The sequence below is a fragment of the Pseudomonas sp. B21-047 genome (assembly GCF_024748775.1).
In the GTDB taxonomy this organism is placed as follows: domain Bacteria; phylum Pseudomonadota; class Gammaproteobacteria; order Pseudomonadales; family Pseudomonadaceae; genus Aquipseudomonas; species Aquipseudomonas capeferrum.
Genome location: NZ_CP087169.1, coordinates 1,408,059 through 1,431,496, shown reverse-complemented (window position 1 = coordinate 1,431,496; position 23,438 = coordinate 1,408,059). Strand labels below are relative to the sequence as shown.

The 23,438-nt window shown below is 62.3% G+C and carries 19 protein-coding genes; 3 read left to right on the top strand and 16 right to left on the bottom strand.

Translation table 11 applies throughout. The annotated features are described in order from the left end of the window. Positions 1-285 precede the first annotated feature (285 nt). From LOY26_RS06595 to mtnA, 10 genes are all read right to left on the bottom strand, one after another. Entirely contained in the window at positions 286-1,713 is a 1,428-nt protein-coding gene (locus LOY26_RS06595; RefSeq protein WP_258714495.1) for an MBL fold metallo-hydrolase RNA specificity domain-containing protein, read from the bottom strand. A 102-nt stretch (positions 1,714-1,815) separates the two neighbouring features. Then, on the bottom strand, positions 1,816-2,079 hold the full coding sequence (locus tag LOY26_RS06590; RefSeq protein WP_033700693.1) for a lipopolysaccharide assembly protein LapA domain-containing protein: 264 nt from the start codon (positions 2,077-2,079) through the stop codon (positions 1,816-1,818). 19 nt (positions 2,080-2,098) lie between these two features. Next, positions 2,099-2,395 (bottom strand): integration host factor subunit beta, encoded by a 297-nt coding sequence (gene ihfB / locus LOY26_RS06585; RefSeq protein WP_003252675.1) that lies wholly within the window; start codon positions 2,393-2,395, stop codon positions 2,099-2,101. Between the two features lie 223 nt (positions 2,396-2,618). Beyond that, complete coding sequence (gene rpsA / locus LOY26_RS06580) at positions 2,619-4,295, bottom strand: 30S ribosomal protein S1 (RefSeq protein ID WP_003252673.1); 1,677 nt, start codon at positions 4,293-4,295, stop codon at positions 2,619-2,621. 124 nt (positions 4,296-4,419) lie between these two features. After that, a complete protein-coding gene (gene cmk, locus LOY26_RS06575; protein WP_186663014.1) occupies positions 4,420-5,106 on the bottom strand; it encodes a (d)CMP kinase in 687 nt (228 codons plus the stop codon). Beyond that, the gene (locus tag LOY26_RS06570) at positions 5,103-7,310 is read right to left on the bottom strand and encodes a bifunctional prephenate dehydrogenase/3-phosphoshikimate 1-carboxyvinyltransferase (RefSeq protein WP_033701506.1); all 2,208 of its coding nucleotides are present in this window, start codon (positions 7,308-7,310) and stop codon (positions 5,103-5,105) included. Before LOY26_RS06570 ends, cmk begins: the two co-directional genes overlap by 4 nt. Positions 7,311-7,419: 109 nt before the next feature. Then, the gene (gene pheA, locus LOY26_RS06565) at positions 7,420-8,514 is read right to left on the bottom strand and encodes a prephenate dehydratase (protein ID WP_033700696.1); all 1,095 of its coding nucleotides are present in this window, start codon (positions 8,512-8,514) and stop codon (positions 7,420-7,422) included. Next, positions 8,514-9,599: a 3-phosphoserine/phosphohydroxythreonine transaminase gene (serC, locus tag LOY26_RS06560; RefSeq protein ID WP_186659296.1), complete on the bottom strand. Its 1,086-nt coding sequence runs from the start codon at positions 9,597-9,599 to the stop codon at positions 8,514-8,516. Before serC ends, pheA begins: the two co-directional genes overlap by 1 nt. A 124-nt stretch (positions 9,600-9,723) precedes the next feature. Continuing rightward, on the bottom strand, positions 9,724-12,486 hold the full coding sequence (gyrA, locus tag LOY26_RS06555; protein WP_186659293.1) for a DNA gyrase subunit A: 2,763 nt from the start codon (positions 12,484-12,486) through the stop codon (positions 9,724-9,726). A 302-nt stretch (positions 12,487-12,788) separates the two neighbouring features. After that, positions 12,789-13,865 (bottom strand): S-methyl-5-thioribose-1-phosphate isomerase, encoded by a 1,077-nt coding sequence (gene mtnA / locus LOY26_RS06550; protein WP_186659291.1) that lies wholly within the window; start codon positions 13,863-13,865, stop codon positions 12,789-12,791. Positions 13,866-13,975: 110 nt separating this feature from the next. On the opposite strand from mtnA, the gene ubiG reads away from it, so the two are divergent. From ubiG to LOY26_RS06535, 3 genes are read left to right on the top strand one after another with little or no spacing between them, the layout of a single operon-like run. After that, positions 13,976-14,674, top strand: coding sequence for a bifunctional 2-polyprenyl-6-hydroxyphenol methylase/3-demethylubiquinol 3-O-methyltransferase UbiG (ubiG, locus tag LOY26_RS06545; RefSeq protein ID WP_033700701.1), 699 nt, complete (start codon positions 13,976-13,978; stop codon positions 14,672-14,674). 2 nt (positions 14,675-14,676) lie between these two features. Continuing rightward, entirely contained in the window at positions 14,677-15,348 is a 672-nt protein-coding gene (mupP, locus tag LOY26_RS06540; protein WP_186659278.1) for an N-acetylmuramic acid 6-phosphate phosphatase MupP, read from the top strand. Between the two features lie 42 nt (positions 15,349-15,390). Then, complete coding sequence (locus LOY26_RS06535) at positions 15,391-16,131, top strand: YciK family oxidoreductase (protein ID WP_186659275.1); 741 nt, start codon at positions 15,391-15,393, stop codon at positions 16,129-16,131. A gap of 66 nt (positions 16,132-16,197) precedes the next feature. Here LOY26_RS06535 and LOY26_RS06530 read toward each other — a convergent pair whose 3' ends face one another. From LOY26_RS06530 to LOY26_RS06505, 6 genes are all read right to left on the bottom strand, one after another. Next, positions 16,198-16,983, bottom strand: a complete 786-nt coding sequence (locus LOY26_RS06530) for a TenA family transcriptional regulator (RefSeq protein WP_258714494.1) — start codon at positions 16,981-16,983, stop codon at positions 16,198-16,200. Positions 16,984-17,045: 62 nt separating this feature from the next. Further along, on the bottom strand, positions 17,046-19,502 hold the full coding sequence (locus tag LOY26_RS06525) for an EAL domain-containing protein (RefSeq protein WP_186663012.1): 2,457 nt from the start codon (positions 19,500-19,502) through the stop codon (positions 17,046-17,048). Positions 19,503-19,627: 125 nt separating this feature from the next. Further along, the gene (locus LOY26_RS06520) at positions 19,628-21,460 is read right to left on the bottom strand and encodes an ABC transporter ATP-binding protein (RefSeq protein ID WP_033700706.1); all 1,833 of its coding nucleotides are present in this window, start codon (positions 21,458-21,460) and stop codon (positions 19,628-19,630) included. Next, positions 21,453-22,085, bottom strand: a complete 633-nt coding sequence (locus LOY26_RS06515; RefSeq protein ID WP_033700707.1) for a DsbA family protein — start codon at positions 22,083-22,085, stop codon at positions 21,453-21,455. The genes LOY26_RS06520 and LOY26_RS06515 overlap by 8 nt, the downstream gene beginning before the upstream one ends. A gap of 3 nt (positions 22,086-22,088) precedes the next feature. Further along, entirely contained in the window at positions 22,089-23,021 is a 933-nt protein-coding gene (locus LOY26_RS06510; RefSeq protein WP_186659271.1) for a rhodanese-related sulfurtransferase, read from the bottom strand. A 116-nt stretch (positions 23,022-23,137) separates the two neighbouring features. Further along, positions 23,138-23,434, bottom strand: a complete 297-nt coding sequence (locus tag LOY26_RS06505; RefSeq protein WP_033700710.1) for a BolA family transcriptional regulator — start codon at positions 23,432-23,434, stop codon at positions 23,138-23,140. Positions 23,435-23,438 lie beyond the last annotated feature (4 nt).

The following is a 23,438-nucleotide window of genomic DNA, read 5'->3' as shown; positions in this document are numbered from 1 at the left end:
ACCCAAGGATCGCCATCCTTTGGCCATCAATTAATAAACTGTAGCTTGCTAATGTTTTGCTGCAACCCATGCCAACACACGGCCATCAAGCTACTACCCTGCGCCAGCGGCTTCAACCCCTTGGCGCAACACCCACGGTAAGTCTCTCATTTGCGATTGCAAGTTCCACACACACGCGAAAAAAAGCCGCCATCCATCGGATAGTACGTAGCATTTCATCGCATAGCGTGGAGATAGATCCCCATTTGGCGAAATTGCCAACCTGCCTCTGCATGGATCGGCCGCTCAAGGAACGCTGACCGTTACCATATATCCCTGCTGTTTGAATTGCGCTTCAATAGCCTTGCCCAAGGTTTTTTTTGCCGCCTGCTCACCGTGAACCAGCACCACATGGCTGGCCGGCTGCGCGCCTTGCGAAGCGAACCGCACCAGCCCCGCCTGGTCGGCATGCCCCGAGTAGCCTTCGACGGTCATCACCTTCGCACGTATCTCATACCGCTGCCCGTCCAGATCAATCTGCACCAAGCCCTGTTTGCCTTCGCTTGCCTGTATGGCGGCGCCAGGCGTGCCTTTTGCTTGATAGCCTACAAAAAGCACCTCATGCCGCGGGTCTTCCAGCATCGCCTTCAGGTAGTTGACGATACGGCCGCCCGAGCACATGCCATTACCCGCAAGCACGATCGCTGGACGGCCCGTACTTTTGAGGTAATTGACCACCTGTTGGTGCCGGGCATGGGTATCAACGGCAACGAGTTGGTCGAACCCCAGCGGATTGCGCCCCTCACCCACTCGCCCCCTGGCCTCGGCGCTCCAGTAATCGTGCAGTTCACGGTAGGCAATGGTGATGCGCTGCGCCAGGGGCGAGTCGAGAATGACGGGCAACTGTGACCAATCGAGGCCATCACGCGCGGATGCTGCCGTATCAGACAGCAATGACTTGTGATGCAGGATGTCCTCGATTTCGTACAGCAATTCCTGGGTCCGGCCGAGACTGAATGCGGGGATAAGCAGGGTTCCGCGGTCTGCCAGCGCATGATCGATGGCGGCTTCCAACTGGCGCCGGCGATTGCTGCGCTGCGGGTGCAGACGGTCACCATAGGTGCTTTCGAGTACGAGCACGTCGGCACGTTCTGGCGGCTGCACAGGGCGCAACATGGGATTACGACCGCTGCCCAGATCCCCCGAGAACACCCAACGACTATCACCCTCAACCAAGCGCACATCGCACTCTACATAGGCAGAGCCCAGCAGGTGGCCAGCACGCTGCAAGCGGATGCGGCATTCGACACCAGCGCGAACGGCAACATCATGCCAATGCCCGAACGGCACCGATATGATCAGCTCATCGAGGATGTCGAGATAATGTGCCACGTGTACCGGTTCACGACTGATGCTCAATTTGTACGCATCCTCCAATACCAGCGGAAGAAGCTTTGCAGAAGGTTCGCTACAGAGAATGGGGCCTCGGTAGCCGGCTGCCAGTAGCGCCGGAATACGGCCAACATGGTCGATGTGCACGTGGGTGAGGATCAGCGCCTGAACGCTACCCACGTCGAAACCAAGGGGTGCGGACTCTGCGCCCGGCGATGCATCGGCACCTTGCTCCAGACCACAATCGATCAGCAGGCTGACACTGTGATCAAGGTGAAGCTGGTGACAAGACCCGGTGACACCTCGGGTGCCGCCATGATGAGAAAGGACGGGGAATTCCATGCTGCCGCGTACTCGCCTGGGCCGACAATGAAGTCCGCTATTACTTCACGACAGCCGTTTCAGGCATAGAGGAAACGCCCCAAGTATGCGTAAGAGATTTCCTTAGTTACCGCTTAGCGCCGCCTCACGGGCAGAAGCGCGAATCTTGCGCTTGCTGCGCTGTACGCCGTAGGCGCCCAGCAATGGCCCAACCGCCAAACCAATGACAAGGGCCGCCAGCACCAGCACCGCAACCGGCACGGCCGGTGCCGCCCAGCCGAACAGGACCAGCGAGACCGCCTGCTGATTCTCCAGCACGAAGAACAGCACCACAGCCGCCAACAACAGCACGAACACCGCCGCGAGGGCGCGCTTGAGGTTCCGCATCAGATTGCTCCTTGGTTGATCAGGCTTCAGCCTCGTCTTCTTCATTGACCCGATCACGCAGCTCTTTGCCGGGCTTGAAGTGCGGCACAAATTTGCCTTCGAGGCTGACCGACTGGCCGGTCTTGGGGTTGCGGCCGACACGGGGCGCACGATAGTGCAGCGAGAAGCTGCCGAATCCGCGAATCTCGATGCGATCGCCTGTGGCCAGGCATTGTGACATCTGCTCAAGCATGGTCTTGATGGCTAGCTCCACATCCTTCGAGGAGAGCAGCCCCTGATGGGTGACAATACGTTCGATCAGCTCCGACTTCGTCATATTTTTCCCTTCGTTATCAAGCAGCTAGATCATTGCTTAACCAGTTTGTAGCACGCCGGGAAGGATTTGAACAGGGTGGTTCTTGACTTAATAAAAAAATTCAAGATTGAAGTTATACAAGAATGGGCTAATCACGCTGCTACAGGGGCAGTCTGTACCTGGAAAAAACAGGCATAAAAAAAGGGCGACCCGAGGGTCGCCCTTTCTACCGATCAAACAGAACTTAGTTCTGCTTGGCCATTGCTTCGCGCAGCAGCGCAGCCATGGTGGTGTCGGCAGCCGCTTCCGGAGCGTTTTTCAGGCTCTGGATGGCTTCACGCTCTTCAGCGTCGTCTTTCGATTTGATCGACAGGCTGATAACGCGGGACTTGCGGTCAACGCTGATGATCTTGGCTTCGATCTCTTCGCCTTCTTTCAGAACGTTACGCGCGTCTTCAACGCGGTCACGGCTGATTTCGGAAGCTTTCAGAGTGGCTTCGATGTCGTCGGCCAGGGTGACGATGGCGCCTTTGGCGTCAACTTCTTTCACGATGCCCTTGACGATAGCGCCCTTGTCATTGACAGCAACGAAGTTGGAGAACGGATCGTCTTCCAGCTGCTTGATGCCCAGGGAGATGCGTTCGCGCTCTGGGTCGACCGACAGGATGACGGTTTCCAGCTCGTCGCCCTTCTTGAAACGACGTACGGCTTCTTCGCCGGTTTCGTTCCAGGAGATGTCGGACAGGTGAACCAGGCCGTCGATGCCGCCGTCCAGACCAATGAAGATACCGAAGTCGGTGATCGACTTGATGGTACCGGTGATCTTGTCACCCTTGTTGAACTGGCCGGAGAAGTCTTCCCATGGGTTGGACTTGCACTGTTTGATGCCCAGGGAGATACGACGACGCTCTTCGTCGATGTCCAGAACCATGACTTCCACTTCGTCGCCAACCTGAACGACTTTCGACGGGTGGATGTTCTTGTTGGTCCAGTCCATTTCGGAAACGTGTACCAGACCTTCAACGCCTTCTTCCAGCTCAGCGAAGCAGCCGTAGTCAGTCAGGTTGGTAACGCGAGCTTGTACGCGAGTACCTTCTGGGTAGCGGGCAGTGATAGCAACCCACGGATCTTCGCCCATCTGCTTCAGACCCAGCGAAACGCGATTGCGCTCACGGTCGAACTTCAGAACGCGAACGTCGACTTCGTCGCCAACGTTAACGATTTCGGAAGGATGCTTGATGCGCTTCCAGGCCATGTCGGTGATGTGCAGCAGGCCGTCGATACCGCCCAGGTCCACGAAGGCGCCGTAGTCGGTGAGGTTCTTGACGATACCTTTGACTTGTTGGCCTTCCTGCAGGGTCTCCAGCAGGGCTTCGCGCTCGGCGCTGTTCTCGGCTTCCAGCACGCTGCGACGGGAAACGACAACGTTGTTGCGCTTCTGGTCCAGCTTGATGACCTTGAATTCCAGCTCTTTGCCTTCCAGGTGGGTGGTGTCGCGCACAGGGCGGACATCAACCAGGGAGCCCGGCAGGAACGCACGGATGCCGTTAACGTCGACAGTGAAGCCGCCCTTAACCTTACCGTTGATAACGCCCTTGACCACTTCTTCGGCGGCGAAAGCTGCTTCCAGAACAATCCAGCACTCGGCGCGCTTGGCTTTTTCACGGGACAGTTTGGTTTCGCCAAAGCCGTCTTCGACCGCGTCCAGCGCAACGTGAACTTCGTCACCGACCTTGATGGTCAGCTCGCCAGCTTCGTTGTAGAACTGCTCGAGCGGGATGACGCCCTCGGACTTCAGGCCAGCGTGTACGGTAACCCAGTCGCCGTCGATGTCGACAACGATACCGGTGATGATCGCACCCGGCTGAAGATTGAGGGTTTTCAGGCTTTCTTCAAAGAGTTCTGCAAAGCTTTCGCTCATTTTAATTCCTGTAGATTCGGGCGAAACAGACGCCCATCGCCACATTCCAGACAATGTGGGTTTCGTTATTTAAAAGGAAAGCGGGCAGGACGTTGACTGGTGCACCTGCCTGCTCTCCTGGCTATCAGTGAAGGTCGCGTAGTGCGATCTCACTCCTGATACGTTGCAACACCTGCTCGATGGACAACTCGGTGGAGTCCAACTGAATGGCATCGGCCGCTGGTTTCAGCGGGGCCACTGCACGTTGGGTGTCACGCTCATCGCGTGCACGAATCTCATCCAGCAGACTCGACAGACTAACATCTTCGCCCTTGCCCTTCAACTGCAGGTAACGGCGACGTGCCCTCTCCTCCGCGCTGGCGGTGAGAAAGACCTTCAATGGCGCATCCGGGAACACCACGGTGCCCATGTCACGCCCGTCGGCAATCAGGCCCGGAGCCTCCAGAAATGCGCGCTGACGCATCAGCAAGGCATCGCGCACGGCGGGCAGCGAAGCTACCATCGAGGCGCCCGCACCGACGGTTTCGGTGCGGATGACGTTACTGACGTCCTCACCCTCGAGGATGATCTGTTGCAGCTTACCGGGCTCGGCCGCGATGAACTGCACATCCAGATGGGCGGCAAGCTGCTTGAGCAGCTCTTCGTTGGTCAGGTCGACACCGTGGTTGCTGGCGTTGAAGGCCAGCAGACGGTACAGCGCGCCGGAGTCCAGCAGCCGCCAGCCCAGCTCGCGGGCCAGCAGCCCGGCAACTGTGCCTTTCCCCGAACCGCTTGGCCCGTCGATGGTGATGACTGGCGCCTGGGTGTTCACGACTTGCCCTCTTCAGCCACACGAATGCCGACTTCGGCACACAGCGCCAGGAAGTTGGGGAACGAGGTGGCGACGTTGGCGCAGTCATGGATACGGATCGGCGCACTGGCGCGCAGCGAGGCAACGCTGAAGGCCATGGCGATACGGTGGTCACCGTGGCCGTGCACTTCACCGCCGCCAATCTGGCCGCCGTCGATGATGATGCCATCCGGGGTCGGCTCGCACTTCACGCCCAGGCTGATCAGGCCGTCGGCCATCACCTGGATACGGTCGGATTCCTTGACCCGCAGCTCTTCGGCACCGCGCAGTACGGTGCGCCCTTCGGCGCAGGCCGCGGCAACGAACAACACCGGGAACTCGTCGATGGCCAATGGCACCAGGTTTTCAGGGATGTCGATACCTTTCAGCTGGGCGCCGCGCACGCGCAGGTCGGCCACCGGCTCGCCGCCGACTTCACGCTGGTTCTCCAGGGTGATATCGCCACCCATCAGGCGCAGGATGTCGATTACACCGGTACGGGTCGGGTTGATGCCGACATGCTCGAGCACCAGCTCCGAGCCCTGGGCGATCGAGGCCGCGACCAGGAAGAACGCCGCCGACGAGATATCGGCAGGCACTTCGATGCGGGTTGCAGTGAGCTTGCCGCCGGACTGCAGCGACGCCACCGGGCCATTGGTCTGCACCGCATAACCAAAGCCACGCAGCATGCGCTCGGTGTGGTCACGGGTCGGCGCAGGCTCGGTGACGGTGGTCTTGCCTTCGGCGTACAAGCCGGCCAGCAGCAGGCACGATTTAACCTGCGCACTGGCCATCGGCAGCGTGTAGGTGAGCGCCTTGAGCTTGTGGCCACCACGAATGGTCAGCGGTGGGCGGCCTTCGGGGCCGGTCTCGACCACTGCGCCCATTTCACGCAGGGGGTTGGCCACCCGGTTCATCGGGCGCTTGGACAGCGAGGCGTCACCGGTCATGGTCACGTCGAACGCCTGGCCGGCCAGCAGGCCGGACAACAGGCGCATCGAGGTGCCGGAGTTGCCCACGTAGATTGGCCCAGGTGGCGCCTTGAGGCCGTGCAGGCCGACGCCGTGGATGGTCACGCGACCCTGGTTCGGGCCTTCGATGACCACACCCATGTCACGGAAGGCCTGCAAGGTCGCCAGCGCATCCTCACCTTCGAGGAAGCCTTCGACCTCGGTCGTGCCTTCGGCCAGCGAGCCGAGCATGATCGAGCGGTGGGAAATCGACTTGTCGCCCGGTACGCGGATTCGCCCGGACAGGCGGCCACCCGGTTGGGCCAGGAAAATCAGATCGTTGGCGTTCATAGCGTCCACATAGGCCCGGCGGGCCAGGATTTTACTGAAATGCTCGCGGGCAACACGTGCGCGGGTGAATACACCCAGCAACTGATGCCCGTCCCCTGCATCGATCGCGTCGCGCAAGGCGTCGAGATCGCTGCGATATGTATCAAGCGTGCGCAGGACAGCTTCGCGGTTGGCGAGGAAGATGTCGTGCCACATGGTCGGGTCGCTGCCTGCGATTCTCGTGAAATCGCGAAAGCCCCCTGCAGCGTACCGGAAGATCTCGAGGTTTTCATTGCGCTTGGCCAGCGAATCGACCAGGCCGAAGGCCAGCAGGTGCGGCAGATGGCTGGTGGCAGCCAGCACTTCGTCATGGCGCTCGACCGGCATGTGTTCGACATCGGCATCCAGTGCGCGCCACAGGCGGTCGACCTTGGCCAGGGCGTCCGGGTCGGTTTCCGGCAGCGGCGTGAGGATGACTTTGTGGCGGCGGAACAGGGTGGCATTGGAGGCTTCTACCCCGCTTTGCTCGGACCCAGCGATCGGGTGGCCGGGGACGAAGCGCGACAGCCGCCCACCCAGCACCTGGCGCGCGGCGCGAACCACATTGCCCTTGGCGCTGCCGACGTCAGTGATCACCGCGTTGCCAAGGTCGAGCGGGGCCAGGCGCGCGAGGAGCTTTTCCATGGCCAGGATGGGGACTGCCAACTGGATGACGTCGGCGCCGACACAAGCGGCGGCGAGGTCTTCTTCGCAGCGGTCGACCACGCCCAGGGCCACGGCCTGCTTGCGCGAGGGGGCATCCAGGTCGACGCCGACCACTTCGCGACACAGGCCGCTTTCGCGCAGGCCCTTGGCGAAGGAGCCGCCGATCAGGCCCAGGCCTACGACGACCAGGCGCCCGATGATTGGCGCGGGTTTGTTTGTTACGGCATCTACCACGAGTGCGAACCCTGTTTAGAAATCAAGACAGTCTGCGGGGCCAATGGGGCTGCACAGCAGCCCCCAAGACCATCAATCAAAGCACCGCCTTCGGATACGACCCCAGCACCTTCAGCCCCACAGCCTCCTGGCTGATCTGCTCCAGCACCGCCTTGATCAGCGGGTCACGGTGGTGGCCGACGAAGTCGATGAAGAACACGTAGGTCCACTTGCCGCTGCGCGACGGACGAGTCTCGATGCGGGTCAGGTCGATACCGTTCTGATGGAACGGCACCAGCAGCTCGTGCAGGGCACCTGGCTTGTTGCTCATCGAAACGATGATCGAGGTCTTGTCGTCGCCGGTCGGCGGCACTTCCTGGTTGCCGATCATCAGGAAGCGCGTCGAGTTGTCCGGACGGTCTTCGATCTTCTCGGCCAGGCGGGTCAGGCCATACAGGTTCGCCGCCATGTCGCCGGCGATCGCTGCCGAATTCCACTCACCCTTGACCCGCTTGGCTGCCTCGGCATTGCTCGAGACCGCCACGCGCTCAACGTTCGGGTAATGCGCATCCAGCCACTTGCGGCACTGGGCCAGGGACTGGGCGTGGGAGTAGATGCGGGTGATGCTGTCGGTCTTCGTGCTCTCGCCCACCAGCAAGTGGTGGTGGATGCGCAGCTCGACCTCACCACAGATCACCATGTCGTGCTCAAGGAAGCTGTCCAGGGTATGGCTGACCGCACCCTCGGTGGAGTTTTCCACCGGCACCACGCCGAAGTTGACGGCGCCAGCCGCCACTTCGCGGAACACTTCGTCGATGGCCGCCATCGGGCGGCTGATCACGGCATGGCCGAAGTGCTTCATCGCCGCGGCCTGAGTGAAGGTGCCTTCAGGGCCCAGGTAGGCGATTTTCAGCGGCTCTTCCAGGGCCAGGCAGGACGACATGATCTCGCGGAACAGCCGCGCCATCTCTTCATTGCCCAGCGGCCCCTTGTTGCGCTCCATGACCCGCTTGAGCACAGCTGCTTCGCGCTCAGGGCGGTAGAACACCGGCTTTTCGCCCTCGGCGAGCGTGGCGGTCTTGACCCTGGCCACTTCCTGGGCACAACGGGCGCGCTCACTGATCAGCTCAAGGATCTTCTCGTCGAGGCTGTCGATGCGAACACGCAGCGCCTTCAACTCGTGTTCGGACATCAGCCGTGCTCCTTCTCGAATTCGGCCATGTAGCCAACCAGCGCTTCTACCGCTTCCAGGCCCAGCGCGTTGTAGATCGAGGCGCGCATGCCGCCGACCGAACGATGGCCCTTGAGGTTGAGCAGGCCACGGGCGTCGGCACCGGCCAGGAACGCTTTATCCAGGCGCTCGTCGGCCAGACGGAACGGCACGTTCATCCACGAACGGGCATTGATGCTGATCGGGTTGGTGTAGAAGTCGCTGGCGTCGATGAAGCCGTACAGGCGGTCTTTCTTGGCGCGGTTGCGCTGCTCCATCGCTTCGACACCACCCTGCTCCTTGAGCCACTCGAAGACCAGGCCCGAGAGGTACCAGGAATACGTGGCCGGGGTGTTGTACATCGAGCCGTTGTCGGCCGAGACCTTGTAGTCGAGCATGGTCGGGCAGCTGCTGCGGGCCCGGCCCAGCAAGTCTTCGCGAACGATCACCACCACCAGGCCGCTTGGGCCGATGTTTTTCTGCGCGCCGGCGTAGATCAGGCCGAACTGCGACACATCGATCGGGCGGGAGAGGATATCGGACGACATGTCGACCACCAGCGGAACGTCGCCGGTCTCGGGAACCCAGTCAAACTGCAGGCCACCAATGGTCTCGTTGGACGCATAGTGGACGTAAGCTGCGTTCTTGGTCAGGCTCCAGTCGTTCTGCCCCGGGATAGCCAGGTAATCGTAGGGCTTGGCGCTGGCGGCGACATTGATGTTGCCGAAACGGCGCCCTTCCTCGATGGCCTTCTTCGACCAGATGCCGGTTTCAACATAGTCGGCGGTACCGTTTTCCGGCAGCAGGTTCAGTGGGATTTCGGCGAACTGCTGGCTGGCACCACCCTGCAGGAACAGGACCTTGTAGTTGGAGGGGATGGACAGCAGGTCACGCAGGTCCTGCTCGGCCTTCTCGGCGATGGCCACGTAATCGTCGCTGCGATGGCTCATTTCCATCACCGACAAGCCCTTGCCATGCCAGTCCAGCATTTCGGCCTGGGCGCGCTGCAGGACAGCGTCAGGAAGCGCAGCAGGGCCTGCGCAGAAGTTAAAGGCTCGTTTGCTCACATCCACTCTCGCTCTGCCAAAATAGAACAAATCGTCACTTGCTGGCCCCGCCCCTGTAGGAGCGGCCTGCTCAATCAGTCAAACGGGGCGACCTTGGTCGCCCCGTTCGGGTTGTTGCGTGTGCTTACTCTTGCGGTGCCTCTTCGGCGCCCGCGCCGTCATCATCGACAGCCTCCGGCGCGTCACCTTCCGGGCCCGCCTCGACCAACTCGTCGAGCTCTTCCTCGGATGGCTCCTGGATACGCTCCAGGCCGACCAGCGTTTCGTCCGCCGCCAGCTTGATCAGCGTCACACCCTGGGTGTTACGGCTCAGGCTGGACACCTCGCCAACCCGTGTCCGCACCAAGGTGCCCTGGTCGGAGATGAGCATGATCTCTTCGCCTTCCTGGACCTGGATGGCACCGATCAACAGACCGTTGCGCCCCTTGGTGCCCATGGCGATCACGCCCTGGCCACCACGGCCGCGACGCGGGAACTTGGACAACGGCGTACGCTTGCCGAAGCCACGCTCGGAGGCGGTAAGGATCTGCGCACCGGACTCAGGGATCAGCATCGAAATGATCTGCTGCCCCTTGCCCAGCTTCATGCCGCGCACACCACGGGCGGTACGGCCCATTTCGCGCACCACGCTCTCGGCGAAGCGGATCACCTTGCCGGCGTCGGAGAACATCATGACTTCCTTGGCACCATCGGTGATGGCCGCGGCAATCAGGGTGTCGCCTTCTTTAAGCTTCAGGGCGATCAGGCCGTTGGAGCGCGGACGGGCGAACTGCACCAGCGGGGTTTTCTTGACGGTACCCGAAGCGGTTGCCATGAAGATGTACGCGCCCGTCGGCTCAGCCACCCACTCAAGGGTGTCGCCGTCTTCTTCGTCGATTTCTTCCGCTTCGACCACTTCGCCTTCGATCACGCTGTCGTCGCCGTCTTCCAGCTCTTCATCCGGATCGGCGCTTTGCTGCAGGGCTTCGAGGTCAATCTGCAGCATGGCGGTGATGCGCTCACCTTCTTCCAACGGCAGCAGGTTGACCAACGGGCGGCCACGGGCAGCGCGGGAGGCCTCCGGGATCTCGTAGGTCTTCTTCCAGTACACCTTGCCCTTGCTGGAGAACAGCAACAGGGTGGCATGGCTGTTGGCGACCAACAGGTGCTCGATGTAGTCCTCGTCCTTCACACCGGTCGCCGACTTGCCTTTGCCGCCACGGCGCTGGGCCTGGTAGGCGGACAGCGGCTGGGTCTTGGCATAGCCACCGTGGGAGATGGTCACCACGCGCTCTTCTTCCGGGATCATGTCGCCGTAGTTGAGGTCGTGGCTGGCGTTGAGAATTTCGGTGCGGCGGGCATCGCCGTATTCGGCACGGATCGCTTCCAGCTCTTCGCGGATCACTTCCATCAGGCGCTCGGCGCTGCTGAGGATGCGGATCAGTTCGCCGATCTGCTCGAGGATTTCCTGGTACTCGGCCAGCAGCTTCTCGTGCTCAAGGCCAGTCAGGCGGTGCAGGCGCAGGTCGAGGATCGCCTGGGCCTGTTCCGGCGACAGGTAATACTTGCCTTCGCGCAGGCCGAATTGCTCTGGCAGGTCTTCAGGGCGGCAGGAGTCGGCGCCGGCGCGCTCGACCATCACCTGCACCGCGCTGGACTCCCAGGCAGTGGCAATCAGCGCTTCCTTGGCTTCCGACGGCGTCGGCGAAGCCTTGATCAGGGCGATGACCGGGTCGATGTTGGACAGCGCAACCGCCTGGCCTTCAAGGATGTGGCCACGCTCGCGGGCTTTGCGCAGCTCGAACACGGTACGGCGCGTGACCACTTCACGGCGGTGGCGGACGAACGCTTCGAGCAGGTCCTTGAGGTTGAGCAGGCGCGGGCGACCGTCGATCAATGCCACGACGTTGATGCCGAACACGCTCTGCAGCTGGGTCTGCTGATAGAGGTTGTTGAGCACTACCTCCGGCACCTCGCCGCGACGCAGCTCGATGACGATGCGCATGCCGTCCTTGTCGGACTCGTCGCGCAGCTCGGTGATGCCTTCGATCTTCTTCTCTTTGACCAGCTCGGCGATCTTCTCGATCAGGCGCGCCTTGTTCAGCTGGTACGGCAGCTCGGTGACGACGATCTGCTGGCGGCCACCGACCTTGTCGATGTCCTCGACCTCGGAGCGGGCACGCATGTAGATGCGGCCACGGCCGGTGCGGTAGGCCTCGATGATGCCCTGACGGCCGTTGATGATGCCGGCAGTCGGGAAGTCCGGGCCCGGGATGAACTGCATCAGCTCATCGATGGTGATTTCTGCGTTGTCGATCAGCGCCAGGCAGCCGTCGATGACCTCGCCGAGGTTGTGCGGCGGGATGTTGGTCGCCATGCCCACGGCAATACCGCTGGAGCCGTTGACCAGCAGGTTGGGGATCCGGGTCGGCATGACCGCAGGGATCTGCTCGGTGCCGTCATAGTTGGGCACCCAGTCGACAGTCTCTTTGTGCAGGTCGGCCAGCAGCTCGTGGGCCAGCTTGGCCATGCGCACTTCGGTGTATCGCATGGCTGCAGCGTTGTCGCCGTCCACCGAACCGAAGTTGCCCTGGCCGTCGACCAGCAGGTAGCGCAGCGAGAACGGCTGGGCCATACGCACGATGGTGTCGTAGACCGCAGTGTCGCCGTGCGGGTGGTACTTACCGATCACGTCACCGACCACACGGGCGGACTTCTTGTACGGTTTGTTCCAGTCGTTGCCCAGTTCGCTCATCGCATAGAGAACGCGACGATGCACGGGCTTCAAGCCGTCACGTGCATCGGGCAGCGCTCGCCCGACAATCACGCTCATCGCGTAGTCGAGGTAAGACTGTCTCAGTTCGTCTTCGATATTGACCGGGAGGATTTCTTTGGCCAGTTCGCCCATGAGAAGCCTGATTCCTTTTTCTGGTGAAACTTCGCAGCTCCATCAAGGGCCGAACGAAGCTCGCCGCCGCGACGCGCAGTGGTGCGACGACTTACGACAAATCAATGAGTTGTGCCATGGATCTGCGCAAATTTGGCCGCCGTGATGGGCGGTCTTGGAAACTGCCGGATGTTATCACAAAGGCGGTGCTGGTGGGGAGATGTGTAGCCGTGACGTTGCGTCGCGAAAGGGGCTTGCAGCGGCCCTACTTTTTTTGTGATGCGGCAGGGATGGCCGGGGCTGCTGCGCAGCCCCCACCCGGATCAGTGCAGGCGCTTGCGGCACATCAATTGAGCCAGCTTGACGGTATCCGGGCGCTCGACCATGCCACGCTCGGTCACGATCACGTCGATCAGGTCCGCCGGGGTCACATCGAATACCGGGTTGAACACCTCGACATCCGGTGCCACGCGAGTGCCAGCGTAATCCAGCAACTCGTCGGCATCGCGCTCTTCGAGCGGGATATCCTCGCCCGTGGCCAGGTTCAGGTCGATGCTGGTGCTCGGCGCCACCACCATGAAGCGCACACCGTGGTGCATGGCACTGACCGCCAATTGATAGGTGCCGATCTTGCTCGCCACATCGCCATTGGCGGCAATGCAGTCGGCACCGACCACCACCCAGGTAATGCCCTTGGTCTTCATCAGGTGGGCCAGGGCCGAATCGGCGCACAACGTGACCGGGATGCCTTCGTTGGCCAGCTCCCAGGCAGTCAGCCGCGAGCCTTGCAGCCAGGGGCGGGTCTCGCCGGCGTAGACCCGCTCGACCATGCCTTCCAGGTACCCCGCACGGATCACCCCCAGCGCGGTGCCGAAACCACCGCTGGCCAGGGCGCCGGCATTGCCGTAGGTGAGCAGGGTCTGGGCATTGCCCTGATGACGGCGAATCAGCTCGATGCCGTGCTGGGCCATGGTCAGGTTGGCTTCGCGATCGCTTTCATGGATCGCCACTGCTTCGGCCTCCAGCACCGCCAGCACGTCGTCTTCCGGGCGCAGGCGCTGCAGGCGCTCGCGCATGCGGTTCAGCGCCCAGAACAGGTTGGCAGCGGTGGGGCGCGCTTCAGCCAGGCTGAGGAAGTCCTCTTCCAGGTCGAGCTCCCAGTCGCCGCCCTCGGCCAGCCGTTCTTCCAGGGCCAGGACCAGGCCGTAGGCCGCAGCAATACCGATGGCCGATGCGCCGCGCACGGCCATGTCACGGATCGCTGCCACCACCTGCGCGACATTGTCGCAGGCCAGCCAGCATTCCTGCGACGGCAGCAAGCGCTGGTCGAGCAGATGCAGAACGCCGCCTTGCCAGCGGATCGCGGTCACCTTCTCCGCCGCCAAAAGTCGCTCGCGCATCGCCTCTCCCCGTCGTTCGGATATCAAAAGCCGGCGATTATAGCGACCCTCGGCCTTGAGCGCTCGGGTATACTCCGGCCCAATTTAGCGAAGTTTCAGAGGACTCTTAAATGAGCAACGTCGACCACGCCGAAATTGCCAAGTTCGAAGCCTTGGCCCACCGCTGGTGGGACCGTGAAAGCGAGTTCAAGCCGCTGCATGAAATCAACCCGTTGCGCGTCAACTGGATCGACGAGCGGGTCGGCCTGGCTGGCAAGAAGGTGCTGGACGTGGGCTGCGGTGGCGGCATTCTCAGCGAATCCATGGCCCTGCGTGGCGCCAAGGTAACCGGCATCGACATGGGCGAGGCACCGTTGGCGGTGGCCCAACTGCACCAGCTGGAATCCGGTGTCGAGGTGGAGTATCGGCAGATCACCGCCGAGGCGCTGGCCGAAGAAATGCCAGAGCAGTTCGACGTGGTCACCTGCCTGGAGATGCTCGAGCACGTCCCCGACCCTTCGTCGGTGATCCGCGCCTGCTACCGCATGGTCAAGCCCGGCGGCCAGGTGTTCTTCTCCACCATCAACCGCAACCCCAAGGCCTACCTGCTGGCCATCGTCGGCGCCGAGTACGTGCTGAAGATGCTGCCGCGCGGCACCCACGACTTCAAGAAGTTCATCCGCCCCTCGGAGCTTGGCGCCTGGAGCCGCGCTGCCGGCCTTGAGGTCAAGGACATCATCGGCCTGACCTACAACCCGCTGACCAAGCACTACAAGCTGTGCGGCGATGTCGACGTCAACTACATGATCCAGACCCTGCGCGAGGAATGAGCATGCGTTTGCGAGCGGTACTCTTCGACATGGACGGCACCCTGCTCGACACGGCGCCGGACTTCATCGCCATCTGCCAGGCCATGCTCGCCGAACGCGGTTTGCCGGCGGTGGACGACAACCTGATCCGCGGGGTGATTTCCGGTGGCGCCCGCGCCATGGTCGCCACCACCTTCGCCATGGACCCGGAGGCCGAAGGTTTCGAGGCCCTGCGCCTGGAATTCCTCGAGCGCTACCAGCGCGACTGCGCGGTGCACAGCAAGCTGTTCGACGGCATGAGCGAGCTGCTGGCCGACATCGAAAAAGGCAACCTGCTGTGGGGCGTGGTCACCAACAAACCGGTGCGCTTCGCCGAACCGATCATGCAACGCCTGGGCCTGGCCGAGCGCTCGGCGCTGCTGATCTGCCCGGACCACGTGAAAAACAGCAAGCCCGACCCCGAACCGCTGATCCTGGCCTGCAAGACCCTGAACCTGGACCCGGCCAGCGTTCTGTTCGTCGGCGATGACCTGCGCGATATCGAGTCTGGCCGCGATGCCGGCACCCGCACGGCGGCGGTGCGCTACGGCTATATTCATCCAGAAGACAACCCCAACAACTGGGGTGCCGACGTGGTGGTGGACCACCCGCTGGAACTGCGCAAGGTGATCGACAGCGCGCTGTGCGGCTGCTGAGCGTCAAGCGCCAGCACCGCCCATAGAAATAGGGAATAGACAATGTTCGACTACACCGCCCGCCCCGACCTGCTCAAAGGCCGGGTCATCCTGGTTACCGGTGCCGGCCGCGGCATCGGCGCCGCTGCCGCCAAGGCTTATGCCGCACTGGGCGCCACCACGCTGCTGCTGGGCAAGACCGAAGCCAACCTCAACGAGGTCTACGACCAGATCGAGGCCGCCGGGCACCCGCAACCGGTGGTGATTCCGTTCAACCTGGAAACCGCCCTGCCCCACCAGTACGACGAGCTGGCGGTCATGATCGAAGACCAGTTCGGGCGCCTCGACGGCCTGCTCAACAACGCCTCGATCATCGGCCCGCGCACGCCACTGGAGCAGTTGTCGGGTGACAACTTCATGCGCGTGATGCACATCAACGTCGATGCCACCTTCATGCTCACCAGCACCCTGTTGCCACTGCTCAAGCTGTCGGAGGACGCCTCGGTGGTGTTCACCTCCAGCAGCGTCGGGCGCAAAGGCCGGGCTTACTGGGGCGCTTACGGGGTGTCGAAGTTCGCCACCGAAGGCCTGATGCAGACCTTGGCCGACGAACTGGAAGGGGTTGCACCCGTGCGCTCCAACAGCATCAACCCAGGCGCCACGCGCACGGCGATGCGGGCCCAGGCCTACCCGAGCGAGAACCCGCAGAACAACCCGCTGCCGGAAGAGATCATGCCGGTGTACCTGTACCTGATGGGGCCGGACAGCACCGGGGTGAATGGGCAGGCGTTCAACGCCCAGTGATTTGTGGGCTGCCTGTGCTGGCCTCTTTGTCGGTAAGCCCGCGAAGAGGCCAGCACAGACAGACGATCAGCCTGCCGCCAAGGCCGGCCGCACCCGCCCCTGCTGACGCCCTTCCAGCTGCATGCAGTGCTCCAGGAACAGGTACATGCAGTCGTAGCTCTTGCAGATCGCCCGGCGCAATTCGGTACGCAACCCCAGCGTCGGGTTCTCCCCCGCCAAGGTGCAGATGATTTCCAGCGCTTCCCACGGGTGCGCATCGTCGTACTGCGCATGCATCTTCAGCCACTTCATGGCGCGCTTGCGCTGGTCCTCGGGGAAGCCCATGGCATAGGTGTCATTGGCGCACACCACCGCTGACCACTCCCCGGTCGCGCCCTCGATGGCATAGTTGGTCGCCGCCATGGAAATCGCCAGGTTTTCGGTGGCACACACCCGCCAGCACCAGTCGTTTAGCCCGTTCAATTCAGTCGGTACTTCCTGGGCCTGCAGCTCATGCAGGTGAATGCCATGGGCATGGCACCAGTGCACCCAATAGTCGGCATGGTTGAGTTCGACCCGGATGTTGCGCATCAACCAGCGCCGCGCCATGTCTTCGCCAGGGTGGCGGCCATAGCGGGTCTTGGTCAGGTTATGGGCCATGTACAGCGAAAACTGCTCGACCACCGGCCAGCCGCCGATCAGGTACTGACGGATGGTCGATGGCTTCAGCCGACCATCGCGCAGGCGCTCGTACAGTTCATGCTCGACCACCCGGCGCTTGCTTTCGCGGCACTCTTCTATGAGTTGCTGAGCCCATTGGGGGTAACTGGCGGGGTCCATCAGTGGCCCGATACGAACGAATGCATCAATCACTTTCAGCTCCTTGATCCATGTGATTTTTCGGACGTCTTGTGTCAGCGAAAGCCGCTGTCTAGCTAGCGAAATGTGCCAGGTGCCCGCTGCAACAGAGGCCTGGCGGCGATCCGTTGGCGTTGCAGACTGTCACAGGTGAACACCTGGGGGCGTTCGATCAGGTAGCCCTGGGCGTAATCCACGCCGATTTCCTGCAGGGCCTGCTCGATCAAGGGGGTTTCGACGAACTCGGCAATGGTCCGCTTGCCCATCACATGACCGATGTGGTTGATGACCTCCACCATGGCTCGATTGACCGGGTCGTCGAGCATGTCTTTGACGAAACTGCCGTCTATCTTCAGAAAATCCACGGGCAAATGCTTCAAATAGGCGAACGACGACATCCCGGCACAGAAGTCGTCGAGCGAGAACCTGCAGCCTAGCCCTTTCAGTTCGTTGATGAAGCGAATGGCACTGCCAAGGTTGGCAATCGCACTGGTTTCGGTGATCTCGAAGCAGATCATGCGCGGCGGAATGGCGTACTCGACGAACAACCGCTGCAGGTACTCGAGAAACTTGTCGTCACCAATGCTCGACCCCGACAAGTTGATCGCGCAGATGGACAATGGCCCTTCGCGGCCTTCATCCAGGCACTGACGGATGACCTGAAACACATTACGCACCACCCAGCGGTCAAGAGCGGTCATCAGGCCGTAACGTTCGGCCGCCGGGATGAAGCTGCTGGGCAGGATGGTACGGCCACTCTCATCATGCAGGCGCAGCAGGATCTCGATATGCCCAGGGCCATCGATGGCCTTCAACGCGGCGATTTCCTGGGCATACAGGCAGAAGCGGTTTTCTTCCAGGGCCACGTGCAAGCGCTGTATCCAGGCCATCTCGCCAAAGCGCATGGACAGCTCGCTGTCGTCGGCGTGGTACACCTGGACCCGGTTGCGACCCTTTTCCTTAGCCATGTAGCAGGCCATGTCGGCGGCGCGCAGCAAGGTTTCCAGGGTGCCGGGTGCCTGCGCCATGTTCACCAGGCCAATGCTCACCGTGGTGACGAACGGCCGCCCCTTCCACACAAAATGCAGGCTCTGGACCATCTGGCGCAACTGCTCGGCAATGCGCTCGGCCTGGTCCGGCGGGCAGTTTTCCAGCAGCACGCCGAACTCGTCACCGCCCAGCCGGGCCAGGGTGTCGCCTTCACGCAGGCCGGACTGCAACACGGCGCAGATATGCCGCAACAGCTCGTCACCCGCAGCATGGCCACAGGTATCGTTGACCAGCTTGAACTGGTCCAGGTCGAGAAACATCAGCGAATGCCGCCCCGCCTGGCGCGCCAGGCCGTTGAGCGCCAGCTCCAGGCGGTATTCGAACTCGCGGCGGTTGGCCAGGCCGGTCAAGGCGTCATGGGTCGCCTGCCAGGACAGGTTGGCGATGTACTGGCGCTCCTGGGTCATGTCGTGCAGTACCAGCACGATGCCACTGACCTGCCCGTCGCTGACAATGGGCGAACCCACCAGGTTGATCGACACGGTGCTGCCATCCAGGCGCTGGATCAGCCTGGCATGCTCGGCGCCACCCCTGAGGCTGCCGCTGAGTACCTGCTCGACCAGGCTGCGGCCATCTTCCTCGGCCTGTTCGTCCACCAGGCTGAACAACGCCGAAAGCGGCAAGCCCTGAGCCTGCCCGGCCTGCCAGTGGGTAAGCTGTTCGGCGGCGGGGTTCATGTAGCCGATGCTGCCTTCGACGTCGGTGGTAATGACTGCATCGCCAATGGCCTGCAGGGTAATCTGCGCCCGCTCCTTTTCTGCTTGCAAGGCACTGGCGAATGCTTGGCGCTGGGCCAGCAACTTGCTGGAACGGCGCCAGGCGATGGTGATGAGGACCAGCGCGGTGAGCAAGTTGGTGATCAGCAACACATGCAGCAGCATGCGCGACCCCTCCCCCAGCGCGTCGCTGAAGGCCCTGGCGGCCGGGGTGACCCCTTCGTTGATGGCGACGATACGGGCCTTCCAGTCGCTGATGGTGCGGGCATCGACCGGGCCGTCGGCAAACCCTTTGCGCATTTCGCTGGCAAGCACATCCAGCTGGCCCAGGTAGCGGTCGCCGATGTCCCAGTAGTCGATGGCCGTCTGCATGTAGCTGATGTTGCGGAAGTTGCGATAGAACCAGATGATGCGCTCGACATCGTTGGCGTGGTTGCCACCCTGCAGCACAGCTTGGCGCGCAGCGTTCAGGTCTGGGTTGGGCTGATCGAGTACCTTACGCAGTTGGTGGTCGCCTTGGGGCACCGTGATGGCCTGGCGATAGCGCTGGTACGTGCCCTCATCCCGGTTGTCCGCATACAGGTTGAGGTAATAGATGGCGTCTTTCTGAGCCTTGGACCACAAGCTCTCGCCCGCTACATAGGCGCGCACCGCCGAGAGCGTGTAAAGGCTGATACTGCCCAGCGCCGCCTGGAAAACCACGACGGCGATGAAGGGCCAGATGATACCGAGCAACTTCGGCGCTTCTAGAGTGCGATGTCCCTTCATGGAGTCCCTGTCACAGAGCAGATAAGGCTCGAATCAACCCAGACAAGCACAGCGTAGGCCATTTGCCATCTGCGTGGAGGGGATTTTTATGCCAGCCTGGCAGCCTATTCAGCCTGTTGGGGGGCTCAGGTTTGCTGAAGGTGCCCGTATAGCTTGGCGTACAACCCACCGTCGGCAATCAGTTGCTGATGGTCGCCATCTTCGGCCACATGCCCGCCATCGAACACCAGCACCCGATCAGCCTGCTTCACTGCCGACAGGCGGTGGGCGATGATCAGTGTGGTACGGCCATCGAGGAAACGTGCCAGGGCCTGGTGCAGGTTGTACTCGGTGGCGGCATCCAGCGCCGAGGTGGCTTCGTCGAGGATCACCACCTTGGGTTCGGCCAGCACCATCCGGGCAATGGCCAGCCGTTGCCGCTGCCCCCCGGACAGGCGCACGCCAGAGCGCCCGACCACACTATCCAGGCCTTGCGGCAAAGCCGCGATGGTGGCGTCGAGCTGGGCAATGCGCAGCGCCTGCCAGCAGGCGTCGTCGCTGCAGTCGCGACCCATGGTCAGGTTGGCGCGTACGCTGTCGTTGAACAGCGAAGGGTGCTGCAGCACCACCGCGACGTTTTCGCGCAGGGTCTCCAGGCCGATCTCCTGCAGGCTGGCACCGCCAAAGCGGATGGTCCCCGCCTGGGCGCTGTACAGGCCAAGCAGCAGTTGCACCAAGGTGCTCTTGCCGCCGCCACTGGCCCCCACGATGGCCACCTTCTCGCCCGGGGCGATGGACAGGTCGAGGTGGTCGAGCACTGGCTCCTCGGCATAGGCAAAGCGCAGGTCGCGAACCTCGATGCCCACCGTCTCGCGACCCGCAAACGGGTCAGTGGCGGCCGGGTACTGCGGCTCGTCGGCACGCGCCAGCAACTCGTTGAGCCGGCTCAGGGCACCGCCAGCGGCATAGTAGGCGTATTGCAGGTTGAGCAGTTGCTCCACCGGGCCGATCATGAACCACAGGTAGCTGAACACGGCCAGCATCTGGCCGATCGACAGGTCGGAAAACAGCACCGTTAGCATCGCCGCAGCGCGGAAGATGTCGATGCCGAACTGGAACAACAAACCACTGGCGCGGCCACTGGCGTCGCTTTTCCATTGCGAGTCCACGGCGTAGTCGCGCACTTCCCGCGCACGCAGGCCAAGCCGACCGAGGAAGTAGCCCTGGCGGTTGCCGGCACGGATCTCCTGGATGGCGTCGAGGGTTTCCGACAGCGCCTGGGTAAAGCGCGCGGTGCTGTCGTTTTCAAGCTTCTTCAGGTGCTTGACCCGTTTGCCCAGCTGCACGGTGAAGTAGATCACCAGGGGGTTGAACAACAGGATCAGCAGCGCCAGCTGCCAGTGCATCCAGATCAGTATCGCCGCCGTACCGGTCAGGGTCAGCATGGCCACCAGGAAGCGGCTGAGGGTCTCGCCGACGAACTTGTCGAGGGTGTCCAGGTCGGTGACCAAGTGAGTGGTCACAGTGCCACTGCCCAGGCTTTCGTATTCCTTGAGGGAAATCCGCTTGAGCCGCTCGATCAGGCGGATGCGCAGGCGGTAGACGATGTCCTTGGCCAACCCGGCGAACAGCTTGGCCTGCACCACGTTGAAGGCCAGGGCCGCCAGGCGCAGGCAAAGCGTCAGCGCCAGCATCAGGCCGATATAGCCAGCGGCCACCTGCCAGTTGGCCGGCAGCACCTGGTTCATCCACTTCAGCGCAGCATCGCCGTTGCCAAGCAGCACTTCGTCCACCAGCAGCGGTAGCAGCAAAGGGATCGGCACGCTGCAACAGGCCGCCAGTACGGCAATCAGGTTGGCGGACCAGAGGTTTTTCTTGTGATGCAGGGCCAGGCGGCGGATTTCCGCCCAGCTCAGGCGATCGGCCGCACTGTGAGGCTTCCCAGGCACAGGGTCGGGTGACCCAGGCACATCAAGCACAGGCAGCCTGCTGCAGCCAGCGGCCGAGCAAGGGTTGCAGGCGCTCCAGCGGCTGGTAGCCGTTGGTCAGCAACGCCAGCTGGCCGTTGCGCTCGGCCAGCAGGGTGGGGAAACCGGCGATACCGAGGTCCTGCGCCCAGGTGAAATCAGCGGCGGTGGCCACACGGGTGTCGGCGCGGGCGAAGGCCTCGGCGAACGCCGCACGGTCAAAGCCTGCCTGTTCGGCCAGTTCGACCAGTTGCGGCGCGGTGGTGACGTCGACGCCGGCCGCGTAGAACGAGCCCTGGATCAGCGCCAGCAGTGGCCAGACGCGCTCGGCGTCCAGCTCACGGGCAGTGACCAGGGCGCGGCAGGCAGGCTCGGTGTCGTAGACGAACCCATCGGGCATGGCGCCCTCGAAACGAAACGGCTGACCGGTGGCTTCGGCCACCGCCTGCCAATGTTCGAGGATGTACTTGCGGGTCGAGGCATCCAGGGCGCTGCCGCCCGTGCGCAGGCCGCCTGGCACCACGCGGGTCGGCACGCCGGCATCACGTGCCTGGGCGATCAGGGCCGCAGCCACCGGCGCGAAGCCCCAGCACCAGGAGCACATCGGGTCCATCACATAAAGCAGGCGTGCAGACATGCATCAGGCCTCGGCTTTGTAATTGTAACCGATCGGGTGCGGCAGGTTGCGCGCCTTGGCCAGCTCGATCTGCTTCTGCCGGTCGATGGCGCTGCGGCGAGTCTTCTCGCTCAGGCTGTCCCAGCAGTGTGGGCAGCTCACACCTGGCGAGTAGTGCTCGGACGCGCGTTCCTCTGCATTGATCGGATGGCGGCAGGCATGGCACTGGTCATATTCGCCCTCGCTCAGGTCATGACGCACCGTGACGCGGTTGTCGAAGACGAAGCAATCGCCGTCCCACAGGCTTTCTTCCTGAGGTACTTCTTCGAAGTACTTCAGGACGCCACCTTTAAGATGATAGACCGCCTCGAAGCCTTCACCGAGCATGTAGCTGGAGGCTTTTTCGCAACGGATGCCACCGGTGCAGAACATCGCCACCTTCTTGTGCTTGCTCGGGTCGAAGTTGGCCTTGATGTAGTCGGGGAACTCGCGGAAGGTTTCGGTCTTGGGGTCGACGGCGCCCTTGAACGTGCCAATGGCCACTTCGTAGTCGTTGCGGGTATCGATCAGCAGCACTTCAGGGTCGCTGATCAGGGCGTTCCAGTCCTTGGGCTCGACGTAGGTCCCCACCTGCTGGTTGGGGTCAACGCCCGGTACGCCGAGGGTGACGATCTCTTTCTTGAGCTTGACCTTGGTGCGGTAGAACGGCTGCTCGTCGCAGTACGATTCCTTGTGGTCGACATCCACCAGGCGCGGGTCATTGCGCAGCCAGGCGAGCAGGCCGTCGATGCCTTCGCGGGTGGCCGACACGGTGCCGTTGATGCCTTCGTTGGCCAGCAGCAGGGTGCCTTTGACGTCATTGTCGAGCATGGCCTTGAGCAGTGGCTCGCGCAGTTCGACGTAGTCTTGCAGGGTGACGAACTTGTACAGCGCCGCGACGACGATCGGTTGTGACATGAAACTGAATCTCCTGGTGGTTGCCCTCGTAAGGGGCGGACCGGGTTGGACAAAAAGCAGGGGGCCGCAAAGCGGCCCCCGGATGGTGCAGATTCTACCAGATCAACAAAAAGGATTCAGTGCCCACCGCCTGCACACACCGGCGAGGCCGGTGCAACACCCACCTTGGCCCACTCCTCGGCAGTGTACGTGTGGATGGCCAGGGCATGAATCTCGCCCATCAGCTCACCCATGGTGGCGTAGACCTTTTGGTGGCGCTTGACGCTATTCAGCCCGGCAAACTGCTCGCTGACGATCACTGCCTTGTAGTGGGTCTCCTGACCACGACTGTGCATGTGACTTTCATTGAGCACTTCCAGGTGTTGCGGCGCCAGCGTTGCCAGTTGTTGCTCGATGCGGTGCTGCATGCTCATCACG